The 26,146-nt window shown below is 59.8% G+C and carries 21 protein-coding genes and 1 pseudogene; 7 read left to right on the top strand and 15 right to left on the bottom strand.

Annotated features, from left to right (window positions below; all coding sequences use genetic code 11):
• The first annotated feature begins 237 nt into the window (after nt 1–237).
• Nucleotides 238–555 carry a DUF3509 domain-containing protein gene (locus tag LIS66_RS04535; RefSeq protein WP_042607671.1) on the top strand — a complete coding sequence of 106 codons (318 nt, stop codon included), beginning with the start codon at nt 238–240 and terminating at the stop codon, nt 553–555.
• Here the strand turns inward: LIS66_RS04535 and LIS66_RS04530 are convergent.
• Complete coding sequence (locus LIS66_RS04530) at nt 552–1,052, bottom strand: phosphate-starvation-inducible protein PsiE (protein ID WP_016771633.1); 501 nt, start codon at nt 1,050–1,052, stop codon at nt 552–554. The genes LIS66_RS04535 and LIS66_RS04530 overlap by 4 nt on opposite strands.
• A 336-nt stretch (nt 1,053–1,388) precedes the next feature.
• Between LIS66_RS04530 and LIS66_RS04525 the strand changes: the two are divergent.
• Nucleotides 1,389–1,643, top strand: a pseudogene (locus LIS66_RS04525) (YebG family protein); the annotation flags it as partial.
• Between the two features lie 166 nt (nt 1,644–1,809).
• Here the strand turns inward: LIS66_RS04525 and LIS66_RS04520 are convergent.
• Complete coding sequence (locus LIS66_RS04520) at nt 1,810–2,829, bottom strand: Glu/Leu/Phe/Val dehydrogenase family protein (protein ID WP_227973714.1); 1,020 nt, start codon at nt 2,827–2,829, stop codon at nt 1,810–1,812.
• A 184-nt stretch (nt 2,830–3,013) separates the two neighbouring features.
• Between LIS66_RS04520 and LIS66_RS04515 the strand changes: the two genes are divergently transcribed.
• Nucleotides 3,014–3,817, top strand: coding sequence for a SirB1 family protein (locus tag LIS66_RS04515; protein ID WP_227973713.1), 804 nt, complete (start codon nt 3,014–3,016; stop codon nt 3,815–3,817).
• Nucleotides 3,818–3,908: 91 nt separating this feature from the next.
• Here LIS66_RS04515 and LIS66_RS04510 read toward each other — a convergent pair whose 3' ends face one another.
• The 4 genes from LIS66_RS04510 to hmgA all read right to left on the bottom strand — a co-directional run bounded on the left by LIS66_RS04510 (nt 3,909) and on the right by hmgA (nt 8,684).
• On the bottom strand, nt 3,909–5,279 hold the full coding sequence (locus LIS66_RS04510) for an MFS transporter (RefSeq protein WP_227973712.1): 1,371 nt from the start codon (nt 5,277–5,279) through the stop codon (nt 3,909–3,911).
• A 144-nt stretch (nt 5,280–5,423) separates the two neighbouring features.
• Nucleotides 5,424–6,059 (bottom strand): maleylacetoacetate isomerase, encoded by a 636-nt coding sequence (gene maiA, locus LIS66_RS04505; protein WP_042607666.1) that lies wholly within the window; start codon nt 6,057–6,059, stop codon nt 5,424–5,426.
• A gap of 12 nt (nt 6,060–6,071) precedes the next feature.
• Complete coding sequence (gene fahA / locus LIS66_RS04500) at nt 6,072–7,376, bottom strand: fumarylacetoacetase (RefSeq protein ID WP_227973711.1); 1,305 nt, start codon at nt 7,374–7,376, stop codon at nt 6,072–6,074.
• A 3-nt stretch (nt 7,377–7,379) separates the two neighbouring features.
• Nucleotides 7,380–8,684, bottom strand: coding sequence for a homogentisate 1,2-dioxygenase (hmgA, locus tag LIS66_RS04495; RefSeq protein ID WP_227973710.1), 1,305 nt, complete (start codon nt 8,682–8,684; stop codon nt 7,380–7,382).
• Nucleotides 8,685–8,847: 163 nt separating this feature from the next.
• On the opposite strand from hmgA, the gene LIS66_RS04490 reads away from it, so the two are divergent.
• A complete protein-coding gene (locus LIS66_RS04490) occupies nt 8,848–9,627 on the top strand; it encodes an IclR family transcriptional regulator (protein WP_042607663.1) in 780 nt (259 codons plus the stop codon).
• A 10-nt stretch (nt 9,628–9,637) separates the two neighbouring features.
• On the opposite strand, the gene LIS66_RS04485 is transcribed toward LIS66_RS04490, so the two are convergent.
• The 8 genes from LIS66_RS04485 to LIS66_RS04450 form a co-directional block, all read right to left on the bottom strand.
• Nucleotides 9,638–13,102 (bottom strand): dermonecrotic toxin domain-containing protein, encoded by a 3,465-nt coding sequence (locus LIS66_RS04485; RefSeq protein WP_227973709.1) that lies wholly within the window; start codon nt 13,100–13,102, stop codon nt 9,638–9,640.
• 153 nt (nt 13,103–13,255) lie between these two features.
• Nucleotides 13,256–15,811, bottom strand: coding sequence for a helix-turn-helix transcriptional regulator (locus LIS66_RS04480; protein WP_227973708.1), 2,556 nt, complete (start codon nt 15,809–15,811; stop codon nt 13,256–13,258).
• Nucleotides 15,812–15,949: 138 nt separating this feature from the next.
• Nucleotides 15,950–17,317 carry a DUF1329 domain-containing protein gene (locus LIS66_RS04475; RefSeq protein ID WP_042607660.1) on the bottom strand — a complete coding sequence of 456 codons (1,368 nt, stop codon included), beginning with the start codon at nt 17,315–17,317 and terminating at the stop codon, nt 15,950–15,952.
• Between the two features lie 23 nt (nt 17,318–17,340).
• Nucleotides 17,341–19,134, bottom strand: a complete 1,794-nt coding sequence (locus LIS66_RS04470; RefSeq protein WP_042607659.1) for a DUF1302 domain-containing protein — start codon at nt 19,132–19,134, stop codon at nt 17,341–17,343.
• A gap of 510 nt (nt 19,135–19,644) precedes the next feature.
• Nucleotides 19,645–20,556, bottom strand: a complete 912-nt coding sequence (locus LIS66_RS04465) for an SDR family oxidoreductase (protein ID WP_227973707.1) — start codon at nt 20,554–20,556, stop codon at nt 19,645–19,647.
• A 201-nt stretch (nt 20,557–20,757) separates the two neighbouring features.
• Nucleotides 20,758–21,660: an alpha/beta fold hydrolase gene (locus LIS66_RS04460; RefSeq protein ID WP_227973706.1), complete on the bottom strand. Its 903-nt coding sequence runs from the start codon at nt 21,658–21,660 to the stop codon at nt 20,758–20,760.
• Nucleotides 21,660–22,442, bottom strand: a complete 783-nt coding sequence (locus LIS66_RS04455; protein ID WP_123418202.1) for a class II aldolase/adducin family protein — start codon at nt 22,440–22,442, stop codon at nt 21,660–21,662. Before LIS66_RS04455 ends, LIS66_RS04460 begins: the two co-directional genes overlap by 1 nt.
• Nucleotides 22,443–22,617: 175 nt before the next feature.
• Entirely contained in the window at nt 22,618–23,073 is a 456-nt protein-coding gene (locus tag LIS66_RS04450; protein ID WP_042607655.1) for a flavodoxin, read from the bottom strand.
• A 153-nt stretch (nt 23,074–23,226) separates the two neighbouring features.
• Here LIS66_RS04450 and LIS66_RS04445 point away from each other — a divergent pair, with 153 nt between their 5' ends.
• Both LIS66_RS04445 and LIS66_RS04440 read left to right on the top strand, forming a co-directional pair.
• A complete protein-coding gene (locus LIS66_RS04445; protein ID WP_227973705.1) occupies nt 23,227–23,703 on the top strand; it encodes a PAS domain-containing protein in 477 nt (158 codons plus the stop codon).
• Between the two features lie 54 nt (nt 23,704–23,757).
• On the top strand, nt 23,758–24,363 hold the full coding sequence (locus LIS66_RS04440) for a hypothetical protein (protein ID WP_064364449.1): 606 nt from the start codon (nt 23,758–23,760) through the stop codon (nt 24,361–24,363).
• A 3-nt stretch (nt 24,364–24,366) separates the two neighbouring features.
• Here the strand turns inward: LIS66_RS04440 and LIS66_RS04435 are convergent, their stop codons facing one another.
• Nucleotides 24,367–25,326, bottom strand: a complete 960-nt coding sequence (locus LIS66_RS04435) for a MerR family transcriptional regulator (RefSeq protein ID WP_227973704.1) — start codon at nt 25,324–25,326, stop codon at nt 24,367–24,369.
• A gap of 211 nt (nt 25,327–25,537) precedes the next feature.
• Here LIS66_RS04435 and LIS66_RS04430 point away from each other — a divergent pair, with 211 nt between their 5' ends.
• Nucleotides 25,538–26,107 (top strand): antibiotic biosynthesis monooxygenase, encoded by a 570-nt coding sequence (locus tag LIS66_RS04430; RefSeq protein ID WP_042607651.1) that lies wholly within the window; start codon nt 25,538–25,540, stop codon nt 26,105–26,107.
• Nucleotides 26,108–26,146: the final 39 nt, after the last annotated feature.

Raw genomic sequence — 26,146 nt, 5'->3', positions numbered from 1 at the left:
TTGACTCATTCCTGCCCTGAAAACGCGCCCCAAAAAAACGGCGAGCCCCGAGGCTCGCCGTTTTTTTCACCGGGTTTATTGTTCGACAATTTTTCCGGCATGCGCCTTGCTACATCACTCTTGAGGCAAACGGACATTGCGAACCTCAGCGAACGAGATGCCAGTGGTCTGGTGTTGCGAACCAAATCGGATCATGGCCGGTCAACAACTGCACGTTCAATCAGGCGGTGACGCATCATGGACAACCCATTTCAAATCATTACCGATGCTTTTGCGCCGGACTATCAGATCAATCTGAGCATTCAGGGCCTGGACGGCAGCATCATGCTGACCCTGTCCAACGCCGGCCGCATCGTGGCCAAACGCATGATCAGCGCCGAACAGCGCAACGATCCGGAGCGGCTGAAGCGGCTGGTGCAAAGCATTCAATTCGGCATCGCCATCGAACAAGGCCACAGCGCCATGTCGATTCTCGAGGCCATGACCAACGGCGCCGGGCTGACCCCGCCACCGCCACGGGTCAAAGGCCAGCCCGGCCAGGCGGCGGGCCTTTAAAGCTCGCCCTTCTCCACTTCAGGATGTTCACTGGAGCCCGTGCCGATCTTGCGCTGCGGGTTCTCGATCTTCACGGAGGGGAACTGCGACGAGGCGTAACGCACCACCAGGATCGCGAACGCCAGCAGCAGAATGCCGCCGCACAGGTAGATGATGCCCATGTCCGGCGGGTTGTGGTGCGAGACGTTGGAGATCAGCAAGCGCGTCAGCGCGGTGATCGCAACGTAGATCAGAAAGCGCACCGGCATGTGGTTGGTCTTGAAATAAATCCCGACCATCGCGCCCAATTCCAGATAGATGAACAGCAACAGAATGTCATCAATCTTGATATGCCCGACTTCGAGCATGCCGAGAAACTCCATCACCGCCGCCCATGCCGTCACCGCACCGATGGCGAACAACGCCAGGTAGTGAAAGGTTTCGACGAACAGGTTGCCCAGGGACTCGGCCAGTTGATGCACGTTGCGCCGCAGTTTCTCGGCCCAGTTGATTTTCACGATGAGTTTCCTTAGCCCGTATCGGGCGGATGATGCGTATCGCACGTGACGGTTTTGCGCGTGCGCCTTGTAGCCACGGTTTTCATGCAGGTTCAGGGCCACGCATCATGGCGATCCGCCGCAAATCCCGCGCCGTGGCGTTTGGTCGCACCGCTGGAGTTTCCGTGGGAGCGAACCTGCTCGCGATAGCAGCGACACCGTCCCCCTGACAAACACCAAATCCGGTCTACATTGAAAAGCCACTACCCATGGCGCAGGGATTCGCTTATCCTTTTCGCTGTATATGGATACAGTAGTCGTCAAGACAACTTAACGTGAAGGCATGTGAGGTGGTGAATGGCCGTCGAAGTGGTATACCGCAGCAGCCGAGATCTGGAGCGCTTGTTCATGGATAAAGCCGAAGCTGATCGTCATGACAAAATGCTCGAACTGGCCGAATATCTGGCCGATGTGCTGCAAAAAGCCGTTCCGTCCCTGACCGAACAGCAAGTGGAAGAAGCCGGGATCTACATGGCGAAGAATCGTGATGTGTTCGCCCGGGCGTTCAAGAGCCAGCCCGATGCGCTGTCGGAGCTGATCAATGCGCCGGCCGAGCCTGTGGAAAAGACCGAAGTTGCAGAACCTGACGAGGCACCGGCGAAGCCCGCCAAAGCAGCGAAAGCGCCGAAGTAATTCGCGCCCAATAAAAAATCGCAGCCTTCGGCAGCTCCTACATTGACATGTGTAGGAGCTGCCGAAGGCTGCGATTTTTTGCTTTTCAGCGATACAAAACCCTTTCGGCCAACTCATCCGCCACCCGTGCCGGTGAACGTTTTTCCGCCTGGGCGTGAGCGAACACTTCGGTCAACCGCGAACTGATCTTCGACAGATGCGCAGTGATGGTCGGCAACTCCTCGCCACGATGCTTCAGCGAAACGTAAATCAGCCCGCCGGCATTGATCACATAGTCCGGCGCATAAAGAATCCCGCGTCGTTCCAGTTGATCCGCCACGTCCAGATGGGAAAGTTGATTGTTCGCCGAGCCGGCGACCGCCGAACAGCGCAATTGCGAGACTGAATGACTGTTGAGCACCCCGCCCAATCCGCACGGCGCCAGAATGTCGCAGGGCGTGCTGAGCAGGGCATCGTTGGCGATCGGGTGGGCATTGAGCTGTTCCATCGCCAGTTGCACCTTGCCGTGATCGATGTCACTGACCAGCAACTCGGCGCCGGCAGCGTGCAGTTGCTCCGCGAGCGCATAACCGACATTGCCAAGGCCCTGAATGGCGATGCGCAAACCTTCCAGGTTGTCGCTGCCCAGGCGCGCCATCGCCGTGGCGCGAATGCCGGTGAACACGCCCATGGCTGCGTGCGGCGCCGGGTCGCCTGCCGAAGTGGTGCTGGTGACATGCCGGGTCTGCTGGGCAATGCAGTCCATGTCCGCCACCGAGGTGCCGCTGTCGATGGCGGTGATGTAGCGGCCGTCGAGCTGCTCGATGCAACGACCGAAAGCCTCGAACAACGCGCCGCGATTCTCGACATGGATCGGCCGCACGATTACCGCCACCCCACCACCCTGCGCAAGGCCGGCCAGCGCCGCTTTGTAGCTCATGTTTTGCGCCAGGCGAATGGCGTCCTCGACCGCAGATTCGTCGTTGGGATAGGCAAGGTAACGGCACCCGCCCAAGGCTGGCCCCAGACGGCTGTTATGAATGGCAATGACCGCCTTCAACCCGGTGACCGGGTCAACGCTCAGGTGCAGCGATTCCAGGCGAGTGCTTTGCATGAGAGCGAACATCGACAGGCTCCCGAATCACTTCTTGTAGAACGCCAGTATAGGCTTGCCCCTGAAAATTGCTGGCGCGCGCCGGCATAAGCCGCCGAGCGGGCAATGTCGTGCCGCGATAACTTGCGCTCAATGAGCCAGACACTGGACGAAGCACCCGGACGGGGCTAAAACGAGGCATTGGAGGGAGATTTAGATGAGTCCGCGCCAACGCTTTTTCGACTGCCTGCACCGTTCGCCGCCAGCCCTGCTGGAAGCTGCGCTGTGGATAAGTGCCGAGCATGACAAAACCCTAGAACCCGAAGCCTGGTTGCGCACGTTCAAGGATCTGCAATTACGGGTCAGCTACGGCCTGCCGATGCTGCCGGTCAGCGAACTGGCGCAACCGCTGTTGCGGCGCATGGTCGATCTCGGTTTCGCCCAGGATGATTTCCTGCCGCTGCGTCCACAGGCGGCGCTGCTGCATCGCGTCTTGCACACTCAACGTGGTCAGCCGCTGGCGTTGGCGTTGATTGCGCTGGAATTGGCCCACGGCCTGGAAATTCCTCTGGTCGGGGTGAATTTCCCCGGGCATTTTCTGCTGCGGGTTCCCGGCGCCGATCATTTGCTCGACCCTTGCGGCGGGCGGCGGTTGTATCCCAATGACTGTCGCGAATTGTTACAGCGCCAGTACGGGCCGAACATGCAGCTCAGCGCCGAGCATCTGCTGACGGCAACGCCGGCGCAGATGCTGCAGCGCCTGTCACGCAACCTGCGGCAATTGCACCTGACCCACGACGATTACATCGCCGCGCTCATTGACGCAGAACGGGTGCTCGAACTGGGCGGCGCCAAGGCGGCTGATTACATGGCCAGGGCCAGTCTGTACCAGCGGCTCGACTGCCCCAACGCTGAGCGCTTCGATCTGGAGCACGCGCTGTTGCTCAGCGAAGACCCGATCCAGCGCCTGCGCCTGACCGAACGCCTCGGCCATCTGCCACCCAACTCCGTCGTCCATTAACCACCTTCTGCAGGCTTGCCCCCATCCTTGAGGCCCGTACAACCTGTGTGGGAGCGAGCCTGCTCGCGAAGCAGGCACCTCGGTCTCCCGGTCAAACCGCGTTATCGTTCTTCGCGAGCAGGCTCGCTCCCACACTGGATCGGCGGATCTCAGTCGGCGAGCGCACCTGAATGATCAGCAGCGCAGCTATCACCGCCGGGATCGCGCAGAAGAAGAAAATCTGCTCCACCGGTATGTGCATTGCCAACAGCAGACTGCCAAACAGCGGCCCGAGGATCGAACCGAAACGCCCCACGCCCAGTGCCCATCCGGTACCGGTGGCACGCACATGAGCCGGGTAAAAATTGCTGGCAAAGGCATTCAGCGTCAATTGCCCGCCGATGATGCAGAACCCGGCGGCAAACACACAGGCCACCAGAAAACGCGGATCATCGTGGTTGAGCCCGAGCAGAGTCGTGCACAGCGCCGCACCTGCCAATACCCCGGACAGCAGGCGCACCTTGCGGTGCAAACGGTCGGCGAACCAGGCCATGCAAATCGCGCCAAGGGTCCCGGCGAACAGGAACATCGAGGTAACAAGGTTGGCCTCGTTAAGTTTCAAACCGCTTTCCAGCAGCAGCGTTGGCAGCCAACTGATCATGAAATACAACAGAATCAGGCTGACAAAAAATGTCGCCCAGATCAGCAGGGTCGGCCGCCCATAGCCGTTGCGAAACAACTCGACCACGGTCAGTTTGCTGCCCAGCTCGCGCTCGTTCTGCTCGACGCTGGCCACCGGTGGCTGCCAGTCCGGCAACATCCGCGTGGTGACCTTGCGCAGCCGTGCATACGGCGGTGCATCACGCAGCAAGCGCGGAAGCGACTCCGGCAGCATCCACCAGAGGAAAGGAAACAGCAGCAATGGCGTCACGCCGCCGGCGAGGAACACTGCCTGCCAACCGAACTGGTCGATAAAACCGGCCGCGACAAAACCGCCCGCGGCGCCACCGAACGAGAAGCCACAGGCTGCCAGGGTCACCATCAAGGTGCGCAGACGCGGCGGCGAATATTCCGACATCAAGGCCATGGCGCTGGGCATCGCGCCGCCCATGCCGATGCCGCAGATGAACCGCGCAATCATCAACGTGTTCAGCGAATCGGCGAAAACCATCAGCATCGTAAGCGTGGCGTAGATCAATACGCAGGCAAGCAGAATTCGCCGCACACCAAAGCGATCAGCCAGCGGCGTAACCGCGAGAGACCCGAGAGTGAGACCGAGCAGGTTGGCGCTGAAAACCGGCCCGAACGCGGATTTTTCCAGCCCCCAATCCTGGGCCAGCGCGGGCACTACATAACCGAGCACCTGGGCATCGTAACCGTCGGTGACCAGCAGCAAGGCGAGCAGAATCAGCAGCAACCACTGATAACGAGACACAGGCCGGGCGTCGAGCGCCGCGCGGAAGCTGGCAATCTGGTTATGCATCGCAAGGTACCTGTTTTTGTTTTTATGGTTTTTATGTCGCAACCCAGCCCTTGTCGGAGCGAGCCTGCTCGCGAAAGCGGTGGGTCAGCTGAATGAAAGGCCACTGACACCACGTCTTCGCGAGCAGGCTCGCTCCCACAGGGACTACGGGGTGTCCGGTTGATTGGCAGGATGCGCCTTGATAAACGCCGGATGTTCAGCCGCCAACGCGGCCACACGGCGGATTTTCGGATACGCCTCAAGGCTGACGTTGAACCGTTCCGCCGCATACAACTGGGGAATCAGATAAACATCCGCCACGCACGGCCATTCGCCAAAACAAAAGCCACTGTCACCAATCAGCTGCTCCACCGTCGCCAGCCCTTGGCTGATCCAGTGACTGATCCACTCCACCACCTGCGCCTCATCCTGCCCCGACTGGCGCAGGCGATTGAGTACGCTGACGTTGTGCAGCGGATGCACATCGCAGCCGATCACCGCCGCGACACCGCGCACCTGCGCGCGCGCCACCAGATCATCCGGCAGCAACGGCACCTGTGGATAACGTTCCTCCAGATACTCGATGATCGCCGGCGACTGAATCAGCACCGCGCCGTCATCGGTACGCAGCGCCGGCACTCGACCCTGCGGATTGATCGCCAGATACGCCGCTTGCCGATGTTCGCCACCCGACGGTGCGATCAGGTTGACCGGCAGCGCCTGGTAATCGAGCCCCTTCAACGCCAGCGCAATCCGCACCCGATAAGAGGAAGTGGAGCGGTAATAGGAATAGAGATCCATAAGCCGCTCCTGTCAGCGCGCCGCAATCACGGTGCCGCGGCATTCGCCGAAGCCGATCGACGCAAAACCGTCGCGGGCGCAGCGGGCGCGCAAGATGATTTCGTCACCGTCCTCAAGGAATTTGCGCACTTCGCCGGACGCCAGTTCGATCGGTTTCTTACCGCCCTCAGTGATTTCCAGCAGGCTGCCGAACTGACCGTTTTCCGGGCCGGACAAGGTGCCCGAACCGAACAGGTCACCGGCCTGCAACTGGCAGCCGTTGACGCTGTGATGCGCGACCATTTGCGCGACCGTCCAGTACATGTACCGGGTGTTGCTCAGAGTCAGGCGATGGGCCGGCAGGTTCTGCTCGCGCATGGCTTCGGTGCGCAGCAGCACCTCCAGTTCGATGTCGAAGGCGCCGCCGTCCTGATCGCGCTTGTCGAGCAGATACGGCAGCGGCTGTGGATCGCCTTCGGGACGCGCCGGCTGTGCCGTGCGGAACGGCTCCAGCGCTTCGGCCGTTACAACCCAGGGCGAGACGCTGGTGATGAAACTCTTCGACAGAAATGGCCCCAGCGGCTGATATTCCCAAGCCTGGATGTCCCGCGCCGACCAGTCATTGAGCAGACAGAAACCGGCGATGTGCTCGGCGGCGTCCCCGATGGCAATCGGCTCACCCATCTCGTTGCCCGGGCCGATCCAGATGCCCAGTTCCAGTTCGTAATCCAGACGTGCGCAGGGTCCGAATACCGGTTCGGTCTGCCCGGCCGGCAGCGTCTGGCCTTTCGGCCGGCGCACGTCGGTGCCGGATGCACGCACGGTGGACGCGCGACCGTGATAGCCAATCGGCACGTGCTTGTAGTTCGGCAGCAGCGGGTTATCCGGGCGGAACAGTTTGCCGACGTTCTGCGCGTGCTCGATGCCGACGTAGAAATCGGTGTAATCGCTGATTCGCGCCGGCAGGTGCATCTGGCAATCGGCAGCCAACGGCAGCACTGTCGCACCTTGCGCTTCGATGTTGCCGCGCAGGGTGCTGCCTTCACTGAACAGTTCGATCAGGCGCTCGCGCAAGGCAACCCGTGCCTCCCGACCGAGTTCGAAGAACGCGTTCAAGTGTCCGCCGTGCATGGCTTCCACCGCGCTGCGGGCGACACCGTCGAAGAGACCGGCCTCAAGCGCCACCTGCAAATCGAAGATGTGCTCGCCAATCGCCACGCCCGCGCGCGGCGTCGAACCGTACAGGCTGAACACGCCCAGCGGCAGGTTCTGCAAGGGAAAATCACTGTGACCATTGGCCGAAGCGACCCAACTGCGGGGGATGGAATTGTGTGTCATGGGTTATCTCCGGGTCGGGTCGAACGTGGCGGGCAGGGTCGCCCAGCAGGCGTCGTAACTGGATTGCAATTGTGGGCAGTCGAGGGCGAAACGGCTTGGGCGCAACACCTGGCTGGTCTCGAACATGAAGGCCATGGTGTTATCGATTTTCGCCGGCGCAAGCTCGGCATTGATGGCTTTGGTGCAGGTCTCGCCGTCCGGACCATGGGCGCTCATGCAGCTGTGCAGCGAAGCGCCGCCGGGCACGAAACCTTCAGCCTTGGCGTCGTACTCGCCCTGGATCAGGCCCATGAATTCATTCATCAGGTTGCGGTGGAACCACGGTGGCCGGAAGGTTTTTTCGGCGACCATCCAGCGCGGCGGGAAGATCACGAAATCGAGGTTGGCCAGACCGTGCACACTGGTCGGCGACGTCAATACCGTGAAGATCGATGGATCCGGGTGATCGAAACTCACCGTGCCGATCGTGTTGAAGCGGCGCAGGTCATATTTGTACGGCACGTTGTTGCCGTGCCAGGCGACCACATTGAGCGGTGAGTGATTGAGTTCAGTGACCCATAACTGGCCAAGGAATTTCTGCACGAGGGTGGTGGGTTGTTGCAGGTTTTCGTAGGCGGCGACCGGGGTGAGGAAATCCCGTGGATTGGCCAGGCCGTTGCTGCCGATCGGCCCCAGGTCCGGCAAGCGCAGCGGCGCGCCGTGGTTCTCGGCGAGGTAACCGCGCGCCTGCGGATCGAGCAGTTCGACGCGGAATTTCAGGCCACGCGGCAGCACCACGATCTCCAGCGGCGCGACTTCCAGCACGCCCAGTTCGGTGGCGATGCGCAGGCGGCCCAGTTGCGGCACCAGCAGCATTTCTCCGTCGGCGTTGAAGAACACGCGCTCCATCGAACGGTTGGCGGTGTAGTTGTAGATGCTGATGCCGGACGGTTTTTCGGCGCCAGCGTTGGCCGCCATGCTCACCAGGCCATCGATGAAATCCGTCGGCTCGGTCGGCAGATCCAGTGGATTCCAGCGCAGACGATTGGGGGTCACTTCACCCAACGGTCCGCCCGCCAGTTGCCGCTCCAGTCTGACGAACGCCGGATGATTGGCCGACGGCTGAATCCGGTACATCCAGGTCCGCCGCGCTTCGCTGCGCGGCATGGTGAACGCGGTGCCGGAAAACAATTCGGTATACAGGCCGTAAGGGGCCTTCTGCGGGGAATTCTGGCCAACGGGCAGCGCGCCGGGCAACGCTTCAGTGCTGAATTCGTTACCGAAGCCTGACTGATAAGCCAAGGCCTGCGCGGTTGAATCGAGGTTCATGGAGCCTCCTGAACAGGGAGTCGGCAGTGGCCCATCGCTCTGGCTCAGAGGTCTCGGCACGCCGGGGTTGTTATTATCGTAATCTGATTACGCATAACGTAATTTGCTCGCTATCCAGCGTCAAGCTATAAAGACGCCCATTCGAACCGGAACCGCCAGCCCCATGGAAAAAACCAGCGACAGCAACGGCAAACAGAAAGTCCGCTCCGCCGAAGTCGGCACCGACATCCTCAAGGCCCTGGCCGAGTTGTCACCGTCGACTTCGCTGTCGCGTCTGGCCGAACACGTGCAGATGCCGGCGAGCAAGGTGCATCGCTATTTGCAGGCGTTGATTGCCTCGGGATTTGCCGAACAGAACACCGCCACCAACCATTACGGCCTCGGCCGTGAAGCGCTGCGCGTAGGGCTGGCGGCACTCAACAGCATGGACGTGCTGAAAGTCGCCGCCCTGCCGCTGTCCGATTTACGTGATGAACTCAATGAAACCTGCTTCCTCGCGGTATGGGGCAATCAGGGCGCAACCGTGGTGCACATCGAACCGGCGGTGCGCGCGGTGACGGTGGTGACGCAACTGGGTTCGGTCCTGCCGCTGCTCAGTTCGTCCACAGGACTGGTGTTCAGCGCCTATCTGCCGCACCGGGAAACCGATGAATTGCGCGCGCAGGAAATCGCTGTCGCGGAGCATCCGCTCAAGGACGAAAAAGCCTTTGCAGCGCTCTGTGAACAGATCCGCGAACGTGGCCTGCATCACGTGCATGGTTTGTTGATGCCGGGGGTGGATGCGCTCTCTGCCCCGGTGTTCAACGCGGTCGGGCAGATCGCCGCCGTGCTGACCATTGTCGGTCCGACCTCGCTGTTCCACGCCGACGAAAACGGCCCGGCGGCGCAGCGGTTGTTGGCTGCGACGCGGGCCGTAAGTTGGCGAATGGGCTATGAACGATAAGCCTGGCCTATCAACGAACCGTGGTCTTGCTCAATGCGGCGTCAGCATCTTGCATCAGTGATTTGAAGAAGCCGATCAGCTCATCCTGGGGGTCTTCATGGCCGGTGTAATACGTAACGAGTTCGGCGACCGTCCGCGCGTCTTCGAACATATCGAGAAACGAGCGCTGCACACGGGTAAGTTGTTTCACGGTTGCGCCCGCCGCCGCAGCCTGCCCCAACGTCAGCAGTCCGCTCATTACGTCCCGTACATGCCCGAGCGCAGCAGAATAATCACCCCGTCGGTCAGATTGCGAGGCGTCGTAGATGCTTTTCATCACCTGCACAGCTACCACGACAGTGCCCACGGGAGGCACCAACAGGCTGACGATATTCGCGACCTTCAACAGGTTGTTGTAGACAATGCCGGCGATTATTTCATTGAGACTGGTAGTGCGTTCATCGATATCCTTCAATACACGGCGCACTCGTTCGTCGTGGAAAGTGAACAGATCAGGCAATAACGAGCGCTCCGCCGTGCGAATAACCGGTTTGGTGTCGACCGTTGCGACCAGATTATCGAAGTAGTCACTGATCACTTTCTGATCAACCAGCAATATCCGCTCGCTGTAGTAATGACGGAACGGGCCGTTCCGAAAACGAATCGAAGGGATGAACTCAGCGATTGGCCGGAAGCTGACGAGATCCGGCGCGTCAGGCGTATAGAGCAAATCGAAGAACCCTGACGACAACTTCAGCCGGAAAATATAAACGCCGCCCACTGCGCGATCCCCGGCAGCCGTCAGCCCCAGCCGGCCAATGTTGAACTTGTACAGCCCGATGCCACCTTCAGAGCTGCTGTCTCGAATTGAATGATAGCCGCCGCTCTCTTTCAGATTATCGATAATCCCCTGGACAGCAGAGAACAACTCTGTCGATAACCTGCCATTGGTAAAGTCCGCATAAGCGTTGCGGTACATCTCACAGCGGATTTTCCGGGCGTGTACAGCGCGTTTGAACGCGTAATCAGGATGAGCCTTGTTCTGAAATTGCTCCTTAAGCATCGCGGTATATCTGTCACCGGGACGGAAGGTCTTCGACAGCGAAGAAAGGTCACGGATATCAAGTTTTTCGACAGCAGGATGCCCATTCACCAAATAGTATTTCGGGCTGAACTTCGTTTGATAGGCCGGATGCACCGCTTCAAAGGCGAGTCCCTCGAGCAGAACGTCGGTCACGCTCTTACGAAACTCTTCGGTCTGAACCATGATGTGGTCGGGGTTGACCGAAACGTTGCTGCCACGCTGGCGCAAAATGTCTTCGATCTGAGCTTTCACCGCGTCATAGGTGAACTGTTCGAATGTCGGGAAACCATTGTCTCGTGCATCAACGGTGGACAGCGCCTTGAGTTCGGTTGTCAGACGCGAGTAGCGCTTGCGGCCCTCGACGCCAAGTGACCGATAACCTGCAGGGGCAATGGCCTTGTGCAGGGCAACTTCGGCTCGGTAAGCGACATTTACGTAGTCCGCCAGCGGTGTTTTGGCATTCAGGCCAAGATCGACCGGTCGGCTATCGAGCTTATAGCGGTAGTGCAACTGCGTTGGATCGCTGCCGAGCAACTCACCCGCGTCGTGCAGGTAGTCTGGATGGATCAGCAAAGCAGCATATTCACGATTTGCGGACAATGCCGACTCCAGCCAGCGATTAGCTGCGTAAATATCCGAGAATTTTTGCAGTTCGAATTCACCGCCAGGTGTTTTTACCAGCATCAGCGACGGTACATATTCTCTGGCCGAAATCATCAGGACGTCTTTCAACGCTGGTACCTGTAAATTGATTCGCACGCCCTGAATAGTCACCGCGGGGTCATTGGCCATGGCGCGAGCGATGATGTTCGCATCGGTGGAATCCAGCTTCCCGGAGTAGCGAGCAACGAAAACTGCAAACTCCATCTGGCTGAAGAGATAGTTGCGATAAGCCTCCTGGTAATCAACCGACGGCGAGAACGCCAGGCTGCCGGTATATTCCAGCCGCAGGTTGCGATTTGCCAGCCACTGCTCAAGCGCTGCGGCCGTCAGCCGACTTCCGTCGGGCGCGCCGGTGATAGTCAGGGTCGCTTGATAACCCGTGTCATGCAGCCCGAAAACGATAAATTCGGTCAACGTCCGGGTGTCTTCCTGCTCGATGGTACGCCCGGCAATTTGCAGCCTGTACGAGCTATGGACACTTATCGTCTCTGGGTCCAGGTGTTCCCCGAGCACTCTGTCTGCCCATTCAGCGAACGTTCGCGCCACATAATCCTTGAACGAAAAGCACGCATCGAACGCGCTCGAATAGGCTGCCTGGTATTCATCCCTGGATTCTTCAAGTTCAGTGTAGCGCTGTTGAACATCGCTACCTGCGGCATGAAGCCAAAGCGGCCAATCGGTACGTTTCAATGCTGCCCAAAGCAGATAGAAGCGGGTGTCGATACCGTAGCGCAGCACATGCAGGCCCTGGTTTTCCTGCAGCACGGAGGTCAGTGGACTCTCCAGTTGGTCCCAGCCGCTGAGCAACGAGGACACGCTTTCCAGCTGGCCCTTCAGGTGGGTCTCTGCGCAGAAGGTGTGAGGACTCTGTGTCGCTTTCAGGTATCGGATCTGCTCGCTGCGCAAAGACAGCCGCTGCTGGAGTTTGCTGTGCAGCTCGGTATTTTTGTCAAAGAACTCGAAGCCGTTTTCCGGCGTGTGCATAAGGTAGGAAGTTGACTCATTGCCCAGCGGCATTTCAGCGTCCGCACGCTCGGCATTGTCCAGAACGAAACACGGCTGGAGCGAAAGCAGGTAATCCTGCGCCGGTTGCAACTTGACTTCAAACGCTGCGCGACCGGCGTCTGCGTCGAGCAGACGGGCGAACCGCTCACCCAACCGGGCATCGAAATTGTTGGCCATGACCGACAGCGACAGCTCCGCACTCGTGACCACGGCGTACGCTTCGATGAAAGCCTGCTTATTGGACAACGGTGCTGAGTCCGGGCGCATGGATCTGGCTGGCGCCGCCCAGAACTTTGCGATCTCGGCTCGCAACGTTTTTTCAAATCCGCCTGCTACGGCAGCGATCAGATCTTCGACAATAAGAGTATTGAGGACATTGACTTTGAATTGTTCACTGAATGTGTTTGGCAGAAAGAAAACACCATCGCCGCCGAGTATGTAGGCGGGACTGACATCATTATTCAGACAATGAACAGTAACATCCCAAAGAGTCCCCGAAGGGCGCTTTTGGTCAGCGGGGAAAGCAGGGTCGGTATTGATGTAGACCTTGTCGATATCAACCGTTTTGCCCAAACGCTTCAATTCATTTTCAAGCATGTTGCGAAGAATACCCAGCACGCTCGGCATGGCGTCGATAATCTTGAACAGATCTGCTTTTGCCCGGCTGGCCTTCTCCCATTCCTCAGCCCAGGAAACTTGCTCCCCCAAAGAGCCACGCATCAGACTTTTGAACAACTTAACCATAACTTTTCCTTACTTATACTATCCAGAACCGCGAATGCAGCCGCTGTAGATAGTTGCAAGGTAGTTTCTTTTCCAACCGACATGAAGGGCGAACAATTTACAAAACATGCCAACAAACAGACAGAACCTTTTTGCACTACAAAACTTCACTGATCAGGCCAATATCCCCATCAACTTCGCTTTTGCCACCGCCTGAGTTCGGCGTTCTACACCCAACTTTCCGTTTATTCGCCGCGCATGGGTCTTTACTGTATGCAACGAAATAAAAAGTTGTTCGGCAACTTGCTGATTCGAAGCACCTTGAGCAATCAACATCAGCACTTCGCGCTCGCGTCGGCTGAGGCCCGGGGCAGGATCGCCGTTATCGCCCGGCCAGACAGGAACCTGCTTGCCAGACACCGTGCCAACGCCGCCTCGGCGTAATTCCCACTCCCGCATGGCTTGCTGCAACCGGCAACGTTCCACCAGCGTTGCGGCTCGCTGCAAAGCCTGCTGCGCCGCCAGCGTGTCACCGTTGGATTCCGCCAACTGGGCGAAGGCCAGCAGCAACTCGGTTTGTGCCGTCAACATGCCTCTGGCCTGGGCGTGATCCAACCATCGCTCAATGGTTGGCAGACGGTTTTCGCCCGGATTCAATTGCGCCTGCGCGCAGGCCAGCAGGTATTCAATACGGATGATCAGCTCGAATGTAGCGGGCGGAGCCTGCAGTCCGGAGGGTCCACGGTAATGCCGTAACAGCCGGCTCAACGCCTCCTGTACCCGTTGCGGCCGGCCCTGCTGTAACCAGAACTGACTGCTGACCTGCAGCACGACACCGCGATAGACGGTATCGGGAATCTGTCGCTGCTGCATCACCCTTTCGGCCTCGCGCAGACGCTCGAACGCGCAGGCATAATCACCGCGATTGCCGGCCAGTTGCGCCTGCCCCACGTAGCCATACAAGACCCGCTTGTCCTGGCTGCGCAGGCAATCCTCAAGACCCCGGCTGAACAGATCCGCAGCCTGCGCTTCAAGTCCCATGCACAGCGCCAGCCGTCCGCGGCGCAGCGCAATCCGGCCCAGCAGCGGCGTGGGTGCCATGGCGCGCTGGCGCAGCAAGTGCTCGATGTCCACCAGCAGACTTTCGGCGCGCACAGGCGCTCCTCGCTGCTCGAGCCATTGCGCATGGTCAAGCTCGAGCAACCCTTCGAACAGCAGGGAACCGTGCGCACGCGCCAGGCACAGCGCTTCGCGGTTGAGAGCATGGGCCTGATCGAGCTCACCGCACAGTAACGCCTGCTGGGTCAGTCCCGACAGGCACAACAAACGCGCCTGCCAGGCGTCGTCAGCCAGCGCTGACAACGCCTCCTGAAAGCACGCGTGCGCAGGCTCCATCTGCCCTTGCAAGTGGCACAGCCAGCCGTGTTGCGCCAGCCAACGGGCCAGCAATTGCTGCTCAAGGTGTGCGGTCGGCTGCGGCATGAAGCGGGCGAGATGGCCGAGGCATTGCCCGGCCTGTTCGAAGCGGCCGGCGAACAGCAAAGCCCCGGTGACCAGCCCGATCAACTGCGGTGTCATCAGGGTCAGCTCCTGGCTCTGACGCTCATGCAGGCGCAACAGCAGGACCACGATCTGGTCTTCGAACAAATCCTCGAAGCTCAAATGCTGCAACAGGCTTATGGCGGTTTCGTATTCCTCGGCCAGCAACGCTTGCTCGAACGCAGCTCGCCAATCCAGCGTCGCGGTGAACCACTGACAGGCGCGCCGGTGCCAGGAACGCGCACACGGCCAATGCGATTCCTGCATGATGCGCGACAGCGGGCGGAAGACCTGAAGCCAGGCAGCGGATTGCTGCCATGGTTCGATAAAGCAGCCCAGCACTTGCAGATCATGCAGCAGCTGCGCGCCTTCGCCGGGGCCGAACAAATACTCGCATAACGGCGCGTTGAACCGTGGCAGATGAGCCAGAACACGCCACGCCTCGTCCTGTTCCGGGGTCAGGTGGCTGAAGAGTTCGTGCTGCAGGTAATCGAGCAGCGTGTCGACACGCTGCTGCGGCTGCAGGTTTTGCGACCAGTCGCATTTTTGCAGGATCGCCATGCGCGCCCCCGCGCACCAACCGCCGGTACGCTGGATGATATGGGCAGCGACACGGCTCGCCTGATCTGGCGGCAAATGGCCCAACACCGCTACGACCTCATCATGAGTCAGCGCCAGACTGGCGCACTCGGACTCGTAGAGCTCGTCATCGAGCAACAGACGCGGCCAGTTGCACTGTGGCCGGCGGCGAGTGCTGATCCACCAGGTCAGCGCCGGGCCGCTGACCGTCAGCAACCGATCCAGTAAAGCATCCAGCGCCGGATCCGGCAGACGGCTGTAGTCGTCGATAAACAGCGAGGTCGGCCTGGACCAATGTGCCAGCTCCGCCATCAGTTGTGTAACGTCCAGGCCTTCGGCCAGCCCGAGCGCCCGAGTCAGTCGCAGGCAGAATGCCTCCGGGCTGAGCGCAACTCCCGCCAGCGGCAGCCAAATCGCCTCGCACTCCCCACGCACTTGCAGCAGACATTCAGTGAGCAGTGCGGTTTTGCCACTGCCCGCAGGCGCACACAACAGCCTGACCCGCGCGTTGGCGGCCAGCAACGGTTCGCTCAAGCGAGTGCGAGGCTGATGATGTGAAGAAAGCCTGGGCTGAAATCCGGGTCGATCCAGGCATGCTGTCATGGCGGTCATCGGCTGAGCCTTCTTATCGTTATGCGCTCACCCTAGCCCTCTCCCGCGAGCTTGTTGACGAGTATTCAGCACGCTGATTGACGACCATAAAAAAGGCGACCGTGCGGTCGCCTTCTTTCCAGCGGTGTGGCAGAACCCTCAGCGCACGCCCTCGGCGCGCAGGGCCGATGGGGTGTAGTCGGCGGCCTTGGCTTCGAAGCCGAATTCGAAGCTGTGTTTCTCTTCGTTCTTCATGCCCAAGGCAATGTAGCGGCCGGCGATGATGTCGTAGAGCGCTTCGAGTGTGTAGGCCTGGGCCTGGTGATCGTAGTAGTACTGCGCGTGACCTTCGGCAACGCGCCACAGTTGCCCGCGACCGTCGTAGTGATCGGCCAGTGCCACTTGCCAGCTGTCCTCGTCGATGTACATGTGGCGCTTGGCGTAGATGTGTCGCTCGTTCGGCTTCACCGTGCCGATCACCTCCCAGACGCGGTGCAGTTCATAGCGGGTCAGGTCCTGATTGATGTGCCCGGCCTTGACGATGTCGTCGTACTTGAGCTTCGGCGAGTCGAGCTTGTAGCTGTTGTAGGGAATGTACATTTCCTTCTTGCCGACCAGTTTCCAGTCGTAGCGATCCGGCGCGCCGGAAAACATGTCGAAGTTGTCGGAAGTGCGCAGACCATCTGCCGCTGTGCCCGGGCCGTCATACGCCACTTGCGGCGCGCGCCGGACGCGGCGCTGACCGGCGTTATAGATCCACGCCAGACGCGGTTCCTTCACCTGATCGAGGGTTTCGTGGACCAGCAGCACGTTGCCGGCCAGCCGTGCCGGGGCGGTCACCGATTGCTTGAAGAAGGTCAGCACGTTGGCGGCTTTATCCGGGTCGATGTCCTTCATCAGTTGCGGCACGGCGATCTCTTCTTCGAAGCGGATCGGCGTGTAGCTGCCATTGGTCTGCGGCGTGACCTGGGTGATGATCCGCCGCAAATTGCCGCCGTGATAACGGGTGATGTGGTTCCACAGCACCTCGACGCCGTTCTTCGGAATCGGGAAGGCGTAATAGCGATTGCCGGTGAAATTGGCCAAGCCGTTACCGTCGTTGATCGCATTCACATTCAGGGCGCTGCGCTTGGCCGACTCGTAGATTTCCGCCGGTGCGCCCACGGTGCGGTGGGTCGGATAAACCGGGATCTTGTAGGTTTCCGGGTAGCGTTTGAACATCGCTATCTGGCCATCGGAGAGCTTGCTCTTGTACTGCTCGACGTTCGCCGCAGTGATGGTAAACAGCGGTTTTTCGTTGGCGAAGGGGTCGGCAAGGAAACCCTTGCTGTCCACCGCGCCGGCGTTTTTCGCGATGCCGCCGGTCCACGCCGGAATCGAACCGTCGGCATTGCCGGCCTTCTCGGCACCAAGCGGGGTCAGGCTGGTGCCGAGTTTGTTCGCTTCATCCGGCGAAACCGCCGCCATCACATTGGCCGCCAGCAGACTCAAGGCCAGCACGCCACATTGCAGAATCGTTTTGCGCATTGCAGTCATCCTTCTCGGGCAGATCAGAAGTTCACGCCGAAGCTCAGGGCCACGAAGTCACGGTCTTCGAGGACGTTGTAGTCGCCACCGAAAAAGTCGGTGTAACTGAGGCTCGCGGTGTAGGTGTTGCGGTAGTCGGCATCGACGCCGAAGCTCACGGCTTTCGCACCTTCGTTGAACAGGCCGTTGGGGCCGTAACCGGCGACGTCGTGCGACCACGACAGGTTGGGCTTGAGGTTGATCCCGCCGATGACGTTGGCGTAATCGAGAATCGCCCGGGCGCGATAGCCCCACGAGGTCGAGGTGACGAAACCGTCGGTGTCGCCGCCGAAACCGTACTGGCCGTAGACCGAATCACGGCCATAACGCAGCTCACTGCGCGACTCCAGGCCACCGACATGCACCACGGCCGCTTCGCCGACCACGGTCAGGCGTTCAGCGCCCAGCACCTGATCGAAGAAGTGTGTGAGGGTGCTCTGGATCTGCGTGACTTCCTTGCGCCGGTAGCCTTTGTTGTCCGCGCCCGGCGAAGTGGCGACTGGCGATGCGGTGCCGCCGGCAATCGGGTTGACCAGCGCCAGGGTCAGGTCGTTGGTGTTGACCTGCACCGGCGCGTTCGGCCGGTAGCTGATCTCGCCGGTCCACGCGGTACCGGTCGGCAGAGTGGTCGAGAAGCTCGCGCCGTACAGGCGAATGTCTTCCGGGTATTCGAGGTAGTACTGACCGCGCCCGAGCATCACGCTTTGCGCCAGCCCCGCGCCGCTGCCAGGCGCCAGGCCGTTGGCAATGCCGACCAGACCAGGCAACGCCGCCAGTGTCGACAGGCCCGCCGTGGTGGTGCCGACCGTCGGCGTACGGCTGTGGTAGTTCATGAAGTAGAGGCCGTATTCGGTGTCTTCGCCGAGCCAGCGCAGCGCCGTGCCCCACTGCCCCGAATCGCGCGCATCGCGGTCGCCGCCACGGGGGATCACCACGCCTTCGCGGGTGACCTGAATGCCTTGGCCGAACGCGGTGGTCAGCGGCACCAGTGGCGCCACCGCCGGACTGCCGACGGTGTAGCCGTTGTTGCAACCGTCCGCGGCTACGTCGACACCGAAGAACGTGCCGCAGTTGTCGAGAACGGTCTGGTCCCATTCCAGTTGATAGAAGCCTTCGACCGAGAGTTTGTCGGTCAGGCTCTGCGAGCCGAACAGCATGTTCACCGGGATCAGGCCTTCCTTGATCTCGGCACCGGGCCGCCGGAATGCCGAGACGTCGATCGGGTTGATGCTGTTGATCGAGTTGCCAATGAACGTGCTTTCGCCCCAGCTCACCACCTGCTTGCCGGCCCGCACGGTGCCCGGCAGATCGGCGATGGCGTAGTTGTGATAGACGAAGGCATCGAGAATCTGCGCGCCGGAAGACTTGGCGCCTTCCTTGCGGCCGCTGTCGCTGATCTGCTTGAACTCGCGGTCTTCGTCCTTGAGTTCGAAGTCGTACCAGTATTTGCCACGAACGAACACGCCAGTGTCGCCGTACTTCAGTTCGAGGTCGTGGATGCCCTTGAAGATTTTCGAGAAGGTTTCGCCCTTCTTGAAATTCAGACGCCCGTCATCACCGGTGGAGGATTGTCCGCTGCCGCCATTGACCGTGCTGACCAGCGAGCTGTCGGCATCGCGCAGGCCCCAGCTCGCGCCGATCGAGAGTGACGAGTCGAAGGTGCCTTCGATTTCGCCGATGTTGAAGGCAACCGCTTGCGCCTGGGCACAGCAACCCAAAGCCACCGCAGCGGCCAGCGCCTGCGGTGTGAAGATGGCGCGCATTGTTGTTTTTGTCATGCGTCTTCCCCGGTGAGTGACAGAAGGCCCCACCCTACTGCCGGGGGAAGCGGTCGATAAGCGCACCAAGGAGGTATTTGCGTTGTCGCTCGAAAGGATGAATGTCCTTGCAGGGCGGGGCCTGGAACGGTTCATGGACTGGCTGGATGGCCCATCATCAGCGCCATGCATGGGCACGCAACTGTTGCGCGCCCCGTAACAGTGCATGTCTGGAATTGGTATTTTTCCTACAGACTCAAGCCCTTATCCTGAGCGCGCTTTCCCGGAACACGCCGGAAAGCGCGAAGCCCGCTGCGCAGATAGCGCAAGCGATTGGCTACCGATTTCGGATAAATCGATTTTTCGGTCTATCGCCCCGCTGTTCACTGACGTTGATTTGTAGCTCCTTGATCCAACGTCTTACCTTGGCCGCTGTGTTTGCAGCGGCCTTTTTTATGGGCGATTTCTTGTGCGATGCGCATGGGAGCGGAAATCAGGGCTCGCTGGAGCCCTGTCGATCGAGGGTAGGGGTTAAACCGAATACTTCTGCAAATTCGCCATCATTTCCTTCAGCGCCTCGATATTGTCTTTTGGGTGCGCCGCCCCTTCGAAGTCACAAATCTGCTGCCAGTGCGCCGCGACATCTTCTGGCGAGAAGCCCTCGCGCGGATCGAAACCGGCGCCGAGGCTGCGTTCCCAACGCACCTTGCCCATCCAGCCGCCCCCGACCTCGAACAGCCCGGACGTTTCCTGGCATTGCTCGCTGGCCAGATACACCACCAGCGGGCTGACCAGTTCCGGCTTCAGTTGCTCGAATACCTGCGGCGGAATCAGGCCCTCAGTCATCCGTGTGCCGCCGGTGGGGGCGATGGCGTTGACCAGAATGTTGTTCTTGCGCCCTTCGATCGCCAATGTTCGGGTCAGACCGTAAAGCCCGAGTTTGGCCATGCCGTAGTTGGACTGACCGAAGTTGCCGTAGATGCCCGAAGTTGACGCAGTGAAAATCACCCGGCCGTAGTTTTGCTCGCGCAGATGCGGCCATGCGGCGCGGGTCACTTTATAGGCGCCTTCGACGTGCACGCGATAAACCAGATCCCAGTCGGCGTCGTCCATCTTGTGAAACGATTTGTCGCGCAGGATCCCGGCGTTGTTGACCACCACATCAACGCGCCCGAAGGCATCGAGGGCGTTCTGCACCAGTTTGTCGCCGTCGGTGACCGAGTCATGGTTGGCTTCGGCAATACCGCCAGCCTCGCGGATTTCCGCCACCACGCGGTCGGCAGCCGAGGCGTTGGCGCCCTCGCCCTGTGTCGAGCCGCCGAGGTCGTTGACCAGCACCCTGGCGCCCTGTCTGGCGAACAGCAGCGCATGGGCACGACCGAGGCCGCCACCGGCGCCAGTGACTATTACGACTTTATCTTCGAAGCGCACAGGCTCATTCATCGCAGCAACTCCAGCAGGCCAGTATTGATCCTGAGTGTCAGGCACAGGGCTTTGAGTCACAACGAACACGGCTGAGGCTGAATGGTGCGCGATAAGGTTGCGCGATGATGAAGGCGTCAAAAGATCAAAAGATCGCAGCCTGCGGCAGCTCCTACACAAATCCAATGCAGGAGCTGCCGAAGGCTGCGATCTTTTGATCTGTCAGGAGTACGCCACTTTGCGCGGAGGCAATACCAGACGATCACGAAACGCCAGATAGTACTTGAGTACCTGCACCGGCGCCTCGGTTTGCGGATAGTGACCAATGCCCGGCAACAGCACGGTGTCCGCATCAGCAATCAACTCGCGATAACGCTCAACCATGTGCACACCGGAAATTGGATCGACCGCGCCGTCGATCACCCGCAAGGGGATGTCACCACGCTGCATGGCCGTCACCCAGCGCTCACGTTGAACCCGGCGCTCGGGGATGTAAGTAATCAATTTGTGCAGGATGCGCGGGCCATGGTTGCTGTCGACCAGACTCCAGTAATCATCCAGTTCGCTTTCGCTCGGCTGCGTCTGCGGGCCGAAGATCTGCCGGAAACCTTTGACCAGCGCCTCACGACTGAATGTGCGACCGAGCAGCCAGCCAATCGGGCTGAGCAGCAGTTTCTGCATCAGTAACGGCCGGTGGGTTTCCGGAAACAGACCGCCATTGAGGAACACGCAACTGGCTACTTCGATGCGTTTCTCGTAATGCCGCGCGAGCAATTCCTGAGCAACGCTGTCGCCATAGTCGTGAGCGAGAATATGCACCGGCTGTTCGACCAGCAGATGGGCGAGCAACGCCTGTTGCAGATCGGCCTGTTCCAGCAGGCTGTAGGTGTGATTGCGCGGTTTCGCCGAGTCGCCGAAGCCGAGCATGTCGCAGGCGATCACCTGATAACGCTGCGCCAGTGGCTGCCAGAGGTAATGCCAATCCCAACTGGCAGTGGGGAAACCGTGGATCAACAGCAGCGGCTCACCCTGCCCGACCATCCAGTAGCGGATCGACTGACCACGAAAAACGAAGGTCCGGCTGCGCTTGCGCCAGACACACAGAGGAATCTCGGCGAGCGGCATTAGAATTTATACCCCGGGTCTTGTAGATCGAGTTTGCGCAGTAGCGCCGGCCAGGCCAGCGCGCCGCCCATGCCTTGCGCGCTCTTGGTGACGCCGGCAATCATCGCCTTGGCGCCAGCGAGAATCTGCGGTTCGATGGCGATCAGTTCCGCGCCGCCCGTTTGCGCCATGACCTGAATGTCACAGGCACGCTGGAACGTGAACATCATCAGAAAGGTATCAGCGATGGTGCTGCCGCAGGTCAGCAGACCGTGGTTGTGCAGCATCAGGAAATTGTTGTCAGCCAGATCGGCCTGCAAGCGTGCTTTCTCTTCGTGATTGAGCGCCACGCCCTCGTAGGCGTGATAAGCCAGGCTCGACAACACGAACAGCGACTGCTGACTGATCGGCAACATCCCCTGCTTTTGCGCCGACACCGCAACACCCGACGCAGTGTGGGTATGCAGCACACAAACCACATCATGGCGCACTTCGTGGACGGCGCTGTGGATGGTGTAGCCGGCGGGGTTGATCTCGTACGGACTGTCCATCAGTTTGTTGCCGGCCTGATCGACTTTCACCAGGCTCGAGGCGGTGATCTCGTGAAACATCAGGCCAAACGGATTGATCAGGAAGTCTTCGGTGCCGGGCACCTTGGCGGAGATATGCGTAAAGATCAGATCGTCCCAGCCGTGCAGCGCGACCAGACGATAACAGGCGGCAAGGTCGACACGGGTCTGCCACTCGGCAGCGCTGACCTGGTCTTTGACACTCGGCGACGATTGGACGGGGGCTACGCTCACTGTATGCACCTCTGCGTTCTTCTTGTTCTGCTCGTGTCAGCAGTCTAGTCAGGCGCGGGGCATCGCGTAGTTGCATTGGCAGCCAGCTTGATGACTGAACGAGTCAGCCGGGCAAACGGCCTGTAGCCGTTCCAGTGCAACCACGCTTGCAAGGTGCAGCGAGAATGTCTGGCAATCAGCCCTTGAGCGCGTCCATCAACTGCGCCAGCCAGGGCTCGGCATCGGTTTCCGGCGTGACGCTTTCGCTGGCGTCGATGCGCAGCATTTCCTGCACCTCGTTCACACCCAGTTCGGCAAACAATTCACGCATTTGCTCGCCACCGCCGCAAAAGGTGTCGCCGTAGCTGGCATCACCCAGGGCGATCACTGCGCCTGGCAGCCCGCGTAACGTAGCAGGCAACTGATCGCGCAGGGACGAATACAACGGTTGCAGGTTGTCCGGCAGCTCGCCCATGCCCGTGGTCGAAGTCACAGCGAGAAGGGCCTCAGGGCCGAACGCCTGAATATCAGCCAGCGAGGCGCGCGAGTTGTAAAAGGTTTCAAAGCCGGCGGCTTTCAGCAGATTCTGGGCGTGGCGGGCGACTTCTTCGGCGGTGCCGTAGACCGAACCGGAGAGGATGGCGACTTTCATCAATCTGATCCTGAAACTGAAAAAAAGAGCCGCGATAGTAACAGCCCTCGCGCGGCAGTTGCGATCAGCTCCCACTCCACGCTGACGGCCTATAGACAGTCCGCGCCATTCTTCTAGAATGCCTGCCACTGACACAACGGAAGGGATTCTCGGATGATCAACGCCAGTCTGCTGCAATTGGTGATCAATGCCTCGAACGATGGGATCGTGGTGGCGGAAAAGGAGGGGGATCAGGACAACATTCTCATCTACGTCAACCCTGCCTTCGAGCGCATGACCGGTTATAGCAGTGAGGAGATTCTTTATCAGGACTGTCGTTTCCTGCAGGCTGGAGACCGTGACCAACCGAGTCTGCAGCTGATTCGCGAGACATTGCGAGAGGGCGGTTCGTGCCGGGAAATCCTGCGTAACTATCGCAAGGACGGCACGCCATTCTGGAACGAGCTGTCGCTGTCGACGGTGAAGAATGCCGATGACGGGCAGACGTATTTCATCGGCGTGCAAAAGGATGTGACTGTTCAGGTCAAGGCGCAGCAACGGGTTGCGCAGCTGGAAGCACAAGTGGCGGCATTGCAAAACGAACTCGCGACAGTCAAAGCGACGAACGGCGCAAACAAAACCGCGAACTGACGGTCATTAACTACAATCACCAATGACTTTGTAACTATTCACTTCGAGTTAACCATGCAGCGCGACGCCCTCCTCACCCAGGACGAGCTGGATTTCATCCAGACCATGCAGCACAACCCGCAACTGAATGTGCGGGATGCGACGTCGAGTCTGCTGGTTAATGGCGGTTCGCAGATCCGTGATCTGCTGACCCGTCTTGCCGCTCATGAGCAAGTGACGATCCAGGCGAACTTCGAAAATCAGCAGATGACTTTTCCGCTGCATCTGGTGGAAGACGAGTTTCACGCGCTGCATCTGCGTCTCGGTGTGCCGAGCATTTACGAAGACGGGCCGATGGTGCGCCCGTGGCGCCTGGTACTTGAAGAGCCGGTGGCGCTGGAAAATGCCAAGGGCCAGCCTGGCATGCTGTGGGTGCACGAAGTGTCGCACAAAGGCGTATTGCTGGAAGTGCGCAACAAGACCAAACCACCGAAGAACTTCGCCCTGTGGTTCAGCCCTTCCGGTTATGAGCGTATCTCGTTACGCGGCCATTTCGAGCGTGAAAACGAGCAAGGTTTCTACGCCTACGAACTGAGCCAGACCGATGCCGACGAAACCGAGCGCCTGCGCCAGTTCATTCTGCAACAGCATCGGCTGACCCACCCCGCCCTGCACGCCTGAGGTTCAGGTATCCAGTTTGCCTGCCATGAATTGCTTCATGCGTTGCCGCATTGTCCCGCCCTCGTTCCCCAGGCACGCCACTGCCGAGCCGGCCAGGCTGTCTTCGGCCAGTTCGGAGGCATCGCCTGCCAGCATCAACTGACAATCCAGGCTCAGCGCCAGACGATTCAGGCGCCGGGGCAGCTCTGGCCCGGGGGCATGATTGGAAAACAGCACAAGTGCCTCAGGTTTGACCTTTTCGCAGACCAGCGTCAGCTCGTCGAAGGGTTGGCCGGTGGTCAGCACCCGTACGCCGGAATCGTTGCCGCTGAGAAACAGCGCCGCCACCAGTAACTCAAGCTCACGACACTGCCCGGCGAGCGCACTGACGATTATTCGCCGCGGCTGCGCGCCACGCAGCATGACGATGCGCTGCAACACACGCGCCCGGAGAAAACCGTCGAGAAACAACCATTCGCTGGTTTGCCCGAAAGCCTCCTGCCGCTGCAGCAGTTGCCGCCACAACGGCATGATGATGGCCTCAAAAACCACCGGCAGCGTGTACGACGAGAAGATCTGCCCATAGACGCGATCCAGTTGCTGGTCGTCGAACGCACTCACCGCCTGCTGAATCTGCTCCTGCCATTGCTTGTAATCGGCCTGCACATGGTCTTCGGGGATGAAGTTCGCCAGCACCTTCAACGGCTCTGTCTTCGCCAGGATCTTGCCGACTTTGCTCACGGCCACGCCGCGGTCGATCCAGTCGACAATGCTGCGAACGCGCTCGATATCGTTCATTGAATACAGGCGATGCCCGCTTTCGGTGCGGGTCGGCTGGATCAATCCATAGCGACGCTCCCAGGCACGCAGGGTCACTGGGTTGACGCCGGTCACGCGCGCCACTTCGCGGATGGGAAACAGCTCCTCACGCTCGAGCGTGACGGGCACTGTCGAAGCCGGGCGAATGTCCGTGATTACAGGCATGTGGCGGTCAACTTCCATGTCGGTGAATTGGATCCCATTCTAAACACGATGGGGCGCAAGCGTTCAAGTAATGATCTGCGACGAAAGTGGCTGGTTTAATCGACAAAATCAGGAATAATCCTTGCTTGTAGTAAAGCGCAGGCCTCTACCCCGGCCTGCGTCAGGCGAAGCTCTTACCCGGAGCAACGCGCTCGAAATACGGAGATACAAAATGTCTACTTCCCCTGTCACGCTGATGGTAGCGCGTCGCGTCGCCGATGGCCGTTATCACGATCTGATCGCCTGGCTGCGCGAAGGCGAACAATTGGCTACCGACTTCCCCGGCTACCTCGGTTCCGGCGTCCTTGCGCCACCGCCCGGCGATAACGAATTCCAGATCATTTTCCGTTTTGTCGATGAGCAGACGCTGCATGCGTGGGAATATTCTGCGTCGCGCACAGCCTGGCTGAACCGCGGCAGCGACTTGTTCGAACACCCCAAGGAGCATCGGGTCAGCGGCATCGAAGGCTGGTTCGGCGCTGCCGGGCAACGCCCACCGCGCTGGAAACAGGCCGTGGCGATCTGGCTGGCGTTTTTCCCGGTGTCGCTGATATTCAATTTTGTCCTCGGCCCGCTGCTGGCTGAGCTGAGTCTGTTGCCACGCATCTTGATCGGCACGGCTTGCCTGACACCGCTGATGGTGTATTTCTTCATCCCGTTGTCGACGCGCCTGCTGGCAAACTGGTTGAACAGCACGCCGACGAGGCCATTACCGGCCACGGCGTCGACGCAGAATCGTTGATCTCCAAGGGGCGGCGAGCCTGTTATAGTTTTCGCTTCA

This window comes from Pseudomonas sp. HN2, from assembly GCF_020736465.1.
Taxonomy (GTDB): Bacteria; Pseudomonadota; Gammaproteobacteria; order Pseudomonadales; family Pseudomonadaceae; genus Aquipseudomonas; species Aquipseudomonas moraviensis_A.
This window is presented reverse-complemented; position numbering and strand designations above follow the sequence as displayed.

Bases quoted from the DNA above. Each gene is read 5' to 3' on its own strand.
- LIS66_RS04535 (WP_042607671.1), top strand. From the start codon at position 238: ATGGACAACCCATTTCAAATCATTACCGATGCTTTTGCGCCGGACTAT.
- LIS66_RS04520 (WP_227973714.1), bottom strand. From the start codon at position 2,829: ATGTTCGCTCTCATGCAAAGCACTCGCCTGGAATCGCTGCACCTGAGC.
- LIS66_RS04515 (WP_227973713.1), top strand. From the start codon at position 3,014: ATGAGTCCGCGCCAACGCTTTTTCGACTGCCTGCACCGTTCGCCGCCA.
- LIS66_RS04510 (WP_227973712.1), bottom strand. From the start codon at position 5,279: ATGCATAACCAGATTGCCAGCTTCCGCGCGGCGCTCGACGCCCGGCCT.
- maiA (WP_042607666.1), bottom strand. From the start codon at position 6,059: ATGGATCTCTATTCCTATTACCGCTCCACTTCCTCTTATCGGGTGCGG.
- fahA (WP_227973711.1), bottom strand. From the start codon at position 7,376: ATGACACACAATTCCATCCCCCGCAGTTGGGTCGCTTCGGCCAATGGT.
- hmgA (WP_227973710.1), bottom strand. From the start codon at position 8,684: ATGAACCTCGATTCAACCGCGCAGGCCTTGGCTTATCAGTCAGGCTTC.
- LIS66_RS04490 (WP_042607663.1), top strand. From the start codon at position 8,848: ATGGAAAAAACCAGCGACAGCAACGGCAAACAGAAAGTCCGCTCCGCC.
- LIS66_RS04485 (WP_227973709.1), bottom strand. From the start codon at position 13,102: ATGGTTAAGTTGTTCAAAAGTCTGATGCGTGGCTCTTTGGGGGAGCAA.
- LIS66_RS04480 (WP_227973708.1), bottom strand. From the start codon at position 15,811: ATGACCGCCATGACAGCATGCCTGGATCGACCCGGATTTCAGCCCAGG.
- LIS66_RS04475 (WP_042607660.1), bottom strand. From the start codon at position 17,317: ATGCGCAAAACGATTCTGCAATGTGGCGTGCTGGCCTTGAGTCTGCTG.
- LIS66_RS04470 (WP_042607659.1), bottom strand. From the start codon at position 19,134: ATGACAAAAACAACAATGCGCGCCATCTTCACACCGCAGGCGCTGGCC.
- LIS66_RS04465 (WP_227973707.1), bottom strand. From the start codon at position 20,556: ATGAATGAGCCTGTGCGCTTCGAAGATAAAGTCGTAATAGTCACTGGC.
- LIS66_RS04460 (WP_227973706.1), bottom strand. From the start codon at position 21,660: ATGCCGCTCGCCGAGATTCCTCTGTGTGTCTGGCGCAAGCGCAGCCGG.
- LIS66_RS04450 (WP_042607655.1), bottom strand. From the start codon at position 23,073: ATGAAAGTCGCCATCCTCTCCGGTTCGGTCTACGGCACCGCCGAAGAA.
- LIS66_RS04445 (WP_227973705.1), top strand. From the start codon at position 23,227: ATGATCAACGCCAGTCTGCTGCAATTGGTGATCAATGCCTCGAACGAT.
- LIS66_RS04440 (WP_064364449.1), top strand. From the start codon at position 23,758: ATGCAGCGCGACGCCCTCCTCACCCAGGACGAGCTGGATTTCATCCAG.
- LIS66_RS04435 (WP_227973704.1), bottom strand. From the start codon at position 25,326: ATGCCTGTAATCACGGACATTCGCCCGGCTTCGACAGTGCCCGTCACG.
- LIS66_RS04430 (WP_042607651.1), top strand. From the start codon at position 25,538: ATGTCTACTTCCCCTGTCACGCTGATGGTAGCGCGTCGCGTCGCCGAT.